Raw genomic sequence first — 8,466 nt, forward strand, 5'->3', positions numbered from 1 at the left:
TGGCGGGGAGCATTTATCACCGGCGGAACACCTGCCTTTTGCCCTTCAGTACTATTGCCATCAAATTTATTGATAGGATGTTGCAAATATTACCGTTTTACAACAGAAGATCTCGCCGGATAGAATGCCCTCCGCGAAATTATTTACCTACAACCATTATTGACCTACAACAACTGGCGACTTACAACAACAACGTTTGCCTGCAAAATTATGATGAAGAGAAATAAAAATGAAGACGTCATCCCGTTTTATGTTCTATCTGGCCGGTTTGAGCATGTTAGGTTATCTGGCCACCGATATGTATTTACCCGCCTTTGGCGCAATGCAACAAGAGTTGCAAGCTTCCGCCGGTGCGATTAGCGCCAGTTTGAGTGTTTTTCTCGCCGGTTTTGCCATTGCTCAGCTTATCTGGGGACCAGTATCCGATAAATTAGGCCGGAAACCGGTGCTGTTAGTTGGATTAGGGCTATTTGCTATTGGCTGTCTGGGCATTCTGTGGGTTGAAAATGCCACACAGTTATTGATTCTGCGCTTTATTCAGGCTGTAGGGGTCTGTTCTGCTGCAGTTAGCTGGCAAGCATTAGTGGTAGACCGTTATCGTGATGGCAAAGCCAACCGTGTATTTGCCACCATTATGCCTTTGGTGGCGTTATCTCCAGCGTTGGCGCCATTGTTAGGTGCCTGGTTATTAAACCACTTTAGCTGGCGATCAATTTTTGTCGTTTTGCTGATCACCACATTGATCCTGCTGATCCCGACGGTGCTATTGCAAGAGCGGAAAAAATCCGCATCCGATAGTGCCGCTCACAGCAAAAATGCGATTAGTTTCTGGCAGTTACTGAAATCACCAACATTCAGTGGCAATGTGATGATGTTTGCCGCATGCAGTGCCGGATTCTTCGCCTGGTTAACCGGTTCACCTTTTATTTTGAGTGATATGGGATATAGCCCAAATGTTATTGGTTTGAGTTATGTTCCGCAGACGTTAGCTTTCCTGTTGGGTGGGTTTGGTTACCGCAGTGCGCTGACACGTATCAACGGAAATACCCTGCTACCGTGGCTGTTGGCGGGATATGTTGCTAGCATGATTGCGCTCTATCTGATAGCCACTTTAACAACACCAACACTGGTTACCTTACTTATTCCTTTCTGCATAATGGCGCTAGTGAATGGTGCCTGCTACCCTATTATCGTAGCGAATGCATTAATGCCTTTTCCGGCTAATACCGGTAAGGCCGCAGCATTGCAAAACACGCTTCAGCTAGGTTTGTGTTTTATCGCCAGTATGATGGTATCGGCCTATATCAGTTATCCCTTACTGGCAACCGTGACTGTAATGCTCTCGACGGCTATTTTGGCACTATTGGGTTATGGCATTCATTACTGCGCATTACAGAAAGAAAAAAAACACTGATGGCGTAGACTATAGTGGCGAGAAGTCATAATTTTTAATAGAAATAGTCACTAAGGAACATACCGGCCGGGAACGATTTATTATTGAGAAAGCGTCCCGGCAAGTCTATACTCGGTTTAACCGGTCACAATACCATTAAAAAAAAGCATTATCTTAAACATCTTCTGTGCGCGTGGATTGCGTCACATTTACTCTTATGGATGAGTTGCCCTAAAGCTAAATATAATTGGGGTTTCGGCTTAATCTTCCTCTGTCCGTAATGGATCTCAGACACCAAGGTCACAACAACCTTATTGGTATGTATCTGCGTATATTCACCATTAACGCGGGTCATAAGTCAGAAGAAAGTGATGGAGATGCTATGAGTTCATCCTGTATAGAAGACCAGAACATTCAAGAAAATCCGTGGTTTCGCATTGTACAAGAAATGCTGGCTCGGGCTGATATTGAAGTCAATGGTTCACGCCCTTTCGACATCAGAGTTAATAACCCGGACTTTTTCAAACGAGTATTACAAGAAGGATCTTTAGCATTAGGTGAGAGTTATATGGACGGTTGGTGGGAATGTGAACGCTTGGATATCTTTTTCCAGCGGGTTCTCAGCGCGGGTCTGGAAAACCAACTGCCACACCATCTCAAAGATACTTTGCGTATTGCTGCCGCCCGTATTATCAACCTTCAATCAAAGAAAAGAGCCTGGATTGTCGGGAAAGAACATTACGATCTGGGTAATGATCTGTTTAGCTTAATGCTCGACTCAAATATGCAATATTCTTGCGGCTATTGGAAAGACGCTACCACCCTTGAGCAAGCGCAGGAAAATAAGCTGCGTATGATCTGCGAGAAATTGCAATTGGCACCCGGCATGAAACTGCTGGATATCGGTTGTGGTTGGGGTGGGCTTGCCGCTTATGCTGCCCGTCATTTCGGGGTATCCGTCACCGGTGTCACCATTTCTGCCGAGCAGCAAAAATTGGCGCAAGCACGTTGTGAGAGTCTGGATGTCACTATCTTGCTGCGGGATTACCGTGATTTGAATGAGCAGTTCGATCGCATTGCGTCTGTCGGCATGTTTGAGCATGTTGGACCGAAGAATTATCATACTTACTTTGATGTGGTAAACCGTAATTTAAAACCTGACGGGTTATTCTTGCTGCACACCATCGGTGCTAATCGTACCGATTTGAATGTCGATCCATGGATTGATAAATATATTTTCCCCAACGGTTGTCTGCCGTCAGTAAAACATATTGCTCAGGCCAGCGAGCCTTATTTCATTATGGAAGACTGGCATAATTTCGGCGCAGATTATGACCGGACCTTGATGGCATGGTATGAACGTTTTCAGGCCGCCTGGCCGAGTCTGGCCGAAAGTTACTCATCACGGTTTGAGCGGATGTTTAGCTATTATCTGAATGCTTGCGCGGGGGCATTTCGTGCCAGAGATATCCAACTGTGGCAAGTATTATTCAGCCCAAATGGCGTAGAAGGAGGGATCCGGGTTCCACGTTAATACTGATAATAGGACAGGGTATACAACCACCCTGTCCTATTATTAATCACGTCCTCGACTTTAAGGCTACGCGTTACTCACGAACCACGTTATCCATTACCGTCGCCACAGCCGCAATCTCACGCTGCGCCAGTACTCGCTCGACAGTATCCACCACTGCCTGCGTTTGCGGGTCTATCTCGATATTCACCCGATGACCCAGTCGTTTATTGCCTAAGGTGGTGCGCGATAATGTTTCTGGAATCAAATGCACGCAAAAACGGTTACCGATAACTTCACCAATAGTGAGACTGATACCATCAATGCCGATGAAACCTTTGTGTAATACATATTTCATTAAATCAAAATTGGGCATACGAAACCAAATCTGACGGTTATTTTCTGATGTGTATATTTTGGCAATCTCAGCAGTACAAATAATATGCCCGGACATAAGATGCCCACCTATTTCATCGCTGAATTTAGCTGCCCGTTCCAAATTAACCACGTCGCCAAGCTTAATATCCCCCAAATTAGTGATGCGCAGCGTTTCCTTCATTAAATCAAAGCTAACTCGATTGCCCTCAATTGCGGTAACGGTTAGACAGCAACCATTGTGGGCAACAGAAGCACCCAAGGCTAACTCAGGCAACATTTCAGTTGGCATTGTTACCACATGTGTGCGGAAGTTGGCTTTTTCATCGATGGCAACCACGGGCGCGGTGCCTTGAACAATACCGGTAAACATACGCCATGCCTCTTATCAGTTATCTATAAAAAGAAATATTATCTGCCTTGATTTTGCCTCAGAAGATAAGGAAAACCAAACCACTTAGACTAAAAAAATGCATACGAGATATTTCGCTGATATTTAATGACAAGGATTGCTTAAGCGCGATGAGAAGGTACAATCCTTTATCGTTTCTCCGCTATTTTATTTATCAGCCATTGCGTGATAAATAGTCGTTATTGACATCACAACTAGGTTATACCCAAGTTACTTCGAGATACAGGCAGGCGGCAACCAGGTGACCAATCGGTCGAAAACCGGTTTGAACAGCATCCATGCTAGCCCGCAGGGTGAGCCTTACCGAGGCTCATTAATCCCCAGCAGCTTAGATAACTAAGTGACAGGGGTGAGCAAGGGCAGCCAACCCCCTGAATATTGAAGGGCGACAGGTAGAAAAAGGTGCATACGTGCAGAAGTATATAATAGAAGCGCGTAGCTTATTGGCTCTCGCTATTCCCGTCGTTATCGCGCAATTGTCACAAACGGCCATGGGTGTGGTTGACACTATTATGGCCGGTTCTGTCAGCGCAACCGATATGGCCGCCGTCGCTGTGGGGACCTCCATCTGGTTACCGGCGATATTATTCGGCCACGGTTTATTGTTGGCGCTGACCCCCACCGTGGCTCAACTTAACGGCTCCGGGCGTCGCAATCAGATTGCCCATCAAGTCAGGCAAGGTTTTTGGCTGGCATTTTTCGTTTCGCTGCTAATTATGTTTGTTCTATATAATAGCGATCACGTTATTAGGCAAATGCACAATATTGACCCTGTATTAGCAGATAAAGCCGTTGGTTTCCTGCATGCCATTATGTGGGGTGCGCCCGGTTATCTGTTCTTCCAGGTCCTGCGTAATCAGTGCGAAGGGTTATCTAAAACCAAACCGGGGATGGTTATCGGCTTTATTGGTTTACTGGTTAATATTCCGATTAACTATATTTTCATCTACGGTAAATTCGGTGCCCCTGCATTAGGTGGCGTCGGTTGCGGTGTGGCAACCGGCACGGTCTATTGGGTGATGTTCCTGATGATGCGTTGGTACGTCACGCGTGCGCGCTCGCAACAAGATATCAAACTGGAAAAAGGTTTTGCGGCACCCGACTGGCAGGTGATGAAACGTTTAGGCGGCCTTGGCCTGCCTGTCGCCCTCGCCCTGTTTTTCGAAGTAACGTTATTCGCCGTTGTCGCATTGCTGGTTTCGCCTCTGGGCATTGTCGCGGTCGCCGGGCATCAGATTGCGCTGAACTTTAGCTCATTGATGTTCATGTTGCCAATGTCGCTGAGCGTAGCCGCCACTATTCGGGTCGGATTCCGTCTGGGTCAGGGTTTGGTTGATGAAGCCAGAGTTGCCGCCTATACCAGTATCGCGGTCGGTTTAATGCTGGCCTGTGTGACTGCGGTGTTTACTGTTATGTTCCGTGAGCATATTGCCTTGCTGTACAACAAAACACCGGCAGTGGTTATGATGGCTTCCCATTTGATGCTATTGGCGGCAATTTATCAGTTGTCTGATGCCGTTCAGGTGATTGGTAGCGGTGTGTTACGTGGCTATAAAGATACCCGTTCGATCTTCTTTATTACCTTTACTTCGTATTGGCTGTTGGGGTTACCCAGTGGGTATCTGCTCGGGCTGACGGATTATATCGTTCCTGCTATGGGGCCTGGTGGTTTCTGGATAGGGTTTGTTATTGGCCTGACCGTTGCGGCGATTTTAATGGCACTGCGTATCCACTGGTTACAAAAGCAACCACCGGCTTTTATTCTACAAAAAGCCGCACACTAACGGCGACAATGTCGCGGCGTTAAACGCAGGCAGGTTATGCTGACGATTAACGCCAAAGTAAAACGATAAAAGTAAAACGATAAAGGTGGGGGAAAAAACAGCGCAATGGGTAAAAGCGCAGCAATTACGTGAGTTTGCGATGAATATTGTGTTTTTCCCCTTGCCAGCAGACGGGCGGTTCGTTAATATCCGTCCCCGCTGCCAGTGTTGATGGCAGGTAACAAGAGTAAAGGGTAACATACTCGCTATAATGTGCGTCCGTAGCTCAGTTGGTTAGAGCACCACCTTGACATGGTGGGGGTCGATGGTTCGAGTCCATTCGGACGCACCACTCTGGTATTTACCGGAAATTTTAGATTGATAGTTTCTTAATGCGTTCTTAGCTCAGTTGGTTAGAGCACCACCTTGACATGGTGGGGGTCGATGGTTCGAGTCCATTAGAACGCACCACTCCGCAGTTTCTTGTTTCCCCTCCCCTTGTTTACACAATCGGTTGATAATCTATCGCCAGCACCCTAATTCCGGTGAGTAAAACCACTTAATGCACCCACAACCTTCACCCTATTTTTCAGCAACATAGTTGTTTGAAATGTTAAGAAACACACCCGTTGCGCAACAAAATGTGTATTATTCTCGGTGTTTGCGCCACGAACACTCCCTTTTTATAAAAAACGGCAATGAGTTTCTGTTTTCTATTTCATTTCCCGTTAGTTACCGCTTATAATACGAACCGTCGTTTCAGTTGAATGGTTTCAGCCTCTTGATCTATAGATACGCTAAAAAAATACAACTCACATTTATGCCATCGTACATCGATCATGCGATTAGCCTCGTGCTAAAGTTTTCTGCTCAACTTCCGCAACTGTCATCTATTCTTAGTAATGTTTTGCTTCTTGGTAACGTTTCGCTACACCAGACACTAATCAGATCTCACTCCGTTGCTGTATTTAACGGAAATTTTGCTTTTTATCCATCACAACTTATAGAAAAAATCCGTCATGAAAAAGACTAAAATTGTTTGTACTATCGGTCCAAAAACCGAATCGGAAGAAATGCTGACGAAACTGCTTGATGCTGGCATGAATGTTATGCGTTTGAACTTCTCCCACGGTGACTATGAAGAACATGGTCAACGTATCAAGAATATCCGTGCTGTTATGGCAAAAACCGGCCACAAGGCTGGCATCCTGCTGGACACCAAAGGCCCTGAAATCCGCACCATGAAACTGGAAGGCGGTAAAGATGCGGCTCTGGTTGCAGGTCAGACTTTCTCCTTCACCACGGATCAAAGCGTGATCGGCAACAACAACATCGTTGCTGTGACTTACCCAGGCTTCGCTGCTGACCTGAAAATTGGTAACACCGTTCTGGTTGACGATGGTTTGATCGGCATGGAAGTGACTGAAGTCACTGAAAGCGCTGTGGTATGTAAAGTGCTGAACAACGGTGATCTGGGTGAAAACAAAGGCGTTAACCTGCCAGGTGTTTCTATCCAACTGCCTGCATTGGCTGAAAAAGATAAAGCTGATCTTATCTTTGGTTGTGAGCAAGGCGTGGACTTCGTTGCCGCATCCTTTATTCGTAAACGTTCAGACGTATTGGAAATTCGCGAACACCTGAAAGCACATGGTGGTGAGCACATCCAGATCATTTCTAAAATCGAAAATCAGGAAGGTCTGAATAACTTCGACGAAATCCTGGAAGCCTCCGACGGTATCATGGTTGCCCGTGGTGACTTGGGCGTTGAGATCCCGGTTGAAGAAGTTATCTTCGCGCAGAAGATGATGATTGAGAAGTGTAACCGTGCACGCAAAGTTGTCATTACTGCAACTCAGATGCTCGATTCCATGATCAAGAACCCACGCCCTACCCGTGCAGAAGCTGGCGACGTTGCTAACGCCATTCTGGACGGTACAGATGCCGTGATGCTGTCTGGTGAAAGTGCCAAGGGTAAGTACCCGCTAGAGTCTGTCACCATCATGGCGACCATCTGTGAGCGTACAGACCGCATTATGCCTAGCCGCATCGAGACGCTGAACGACAACCGTAAAATGCGGATCACTGAAGCCGTTTGCCGTGGTGCTGTTGAAACCGCAGAAAAACTGACCGCTCCGTTGATCGTTGTTGCCACCAACGGCGGCAAATCAGCAAAATCAGTGCGTAAATACTTCCCGACCGCGACCATTTTGGCACTGACCACCAATAAAATCACGGCTAACCAGTTAATTCTGACTAAAGGCGTGGTCACTCAACTGGTCGATAAAATTGCTTCAACTGATGATTTCTATCGCATCGGTAAAGAAGCGGCTCTGGCCAGCGGTTTGGCACAGAAAGGTGACGTTGTGGTGATGGTCTCCGGTGCTCTGGTACCAAGTGGCACCACTAATACCTCTTCAGTGCACGTGTTATAAGCCCAACCTACACCACCGCACTCTAATTAAAAACGCCGCTGCCAATAGCGGCGTTTTCTTTTTAAAGCCGGCCAAATACACTTTCTGAAAAATCCACTTTATCCTAATGGCGCTATCGTCATTTTTTAAATAAGACTTGTCCCATAGAATCCGGCTGTTTTGCCTCGTTTTTTTAAATTTTTTTTAAAACAAGATGCTTCTTTGAGCGAACGATCAAAATAAACCCCCCTAACACTAAAAATTTATTCTCTTTCGAAAAAACTTTGTGTAATACTTGTAACGCTACATGGAGATTAACTTAATCTAGAGGGTGTTAATAATGAATCGTACTAAACTTGTACTGGGCGCGGTAATTCTGGCTTCTACTATGCTGGCTGGTTGTTCAAGCAATGCTAAAATCGATCAACTGTCTTCTGACGTTCAGACTCTGAACGCTAAAGTTGACCAACTGAGCAACGACGTGAACGCAATCCGTTCTGACGTTCAAGCAGCTAAAGACGATGCAGCACGTGCTAACCAACGTCTTGACAACCAAGCTCACGCTTACAAGAAGTAATATTACTTCCTGAATGAAAAAT

General features: G+C 46.0%; 7 protein-coding genes and 2 tRNA genes. 8 read left to right on the plus strand and 1 reads right to left on the minus strand.

The window, feature by feature from the left end; translation table 11 throughout:
• The 3 genes from AEP37_RS26980 to cfa all read left to right on the plus strand — a co-directional run.
• A partial coding sequence (locus AEP37_RS26980; RefSeq protein ID WP_209435166.1) for a hypothetical protein occupies positions 1 to 227 on the plus strand: 227 nt, incomplete at its 5' end.
• Positions 228 to 229: 2 nt separating this feature from the next.
• A complete protein-coding gene (gene punC, locus AEP37_RS17065) occupies positions 230 to 1,414 on the plus strand; it encodes a purine nucleoside transporter PunC (protein ID WP_049614489.1) in 1,185 nt (394 codons plus the stop codon).
• A gap of 361 nt (positions 1,415 to 1,775) precedes the next feature.
• On the plus strand, positions 1,776 to 2,927 hold the full coding sequence (gene cfa, locus AEP37_RS17070) for a cyclopropane fatty acyl phospholipid synthase (protein ID WP_049614523.1): 1,152 nt from the start codon (positions 1,776 to 1,778) through the stop codon (positions 2,925 to 2,927).
• Positions 2,928 to 3,000: 73 nt separating this feature from the next.
• On the opposite strand, the gene AEP37_RS17075 is transcribed toward cfa, so the two are convergent.
• Positions 3,001 to 3,654: a riboflavin synthase gene (locus AEP37_RS17075; protein WP_049614490.1), complete on the minus strand. Its 654-nt coding sequence runs from the start codon at positions 3,652 to 3,654 to the stop codon at positions 3,001 to 3,003.
• Between the two features lie 449 nt (positions 3,655 to 4,103).
• On the opposite strand from AEP37_RS17075, the gene AEP37_RS17080 reads away from it, so the two are divergent.
• The 5 genes from AEP37_RS17080 (at position 4,104) to AEP37_RS17100 (ending at position 8,444) form a co-directional block, all read left to right on the plus strand.
• The gene (locus tag AEP37_RS17080; protein WP_049614491.1) at positions 4,104 to 5,477 is read left to right on the plus strand and encodes an MATE family efflux transporter; all 1,374 of its coding nucleotides are present in this window, start codon (positions 4,104 to 4,106) and stop codon (positions 5,475 to 5,477) included.
• A 254-nt stretch (positions 5,478 to 5,731) separates the two neighbouring features.
• Positions 5,732 to 5,808, plus strand: a tRNA-Val gene (locus AEP37_RS17085).
• 42 nt (positions 5,809 to 5,850) lie between these two features.
• Positions 5,851 to 5,927: transfer RNA gene (locus tag AEP37_RS17090), tRNA-Val, on the plus strand.
• Positions 5,928 to 6,475: 548 nt separating this feature from the next.
• Positions 6,476 to 7,888, plus strand: a complete 1,413-nt coding sequence (gene pykF / locus AEP37_RS17095; RefSeq protein ID WP_049614492.1) for a pyruvate kinase PykF — start codon at positions 6,476 to 6,478, stop codon at positions 7,886 to 7,888.
• Between the two features lie 319 nt (positions 7,889 to 8,207).
• Complete coding sequence (locus AEP37_RS17100; RefSeq protein WP_005165631.1) at positions 8,208 to 8,444, plus strand: major outer membrane lipoprotein; 237 nt, start codon at positions 8,208 to 8,210, stop codon at positions 8,442 to 8,444.
• Positions 8,445 to 8,466: the final 22 nt, after the last annotated feature.

The sequence above is a fragment of the Yersinia pekkanenii genome (genome assembly GCF_001152565.1).
In the GTDB taxonomy this organism is placed as follows: domain Bacteria; phylum Pseudomonadota; class Gammaproteobacteria; order Enterobacterales; family Enterobacteriaceae; genus Yersinia; species Yersinia pekkanenii.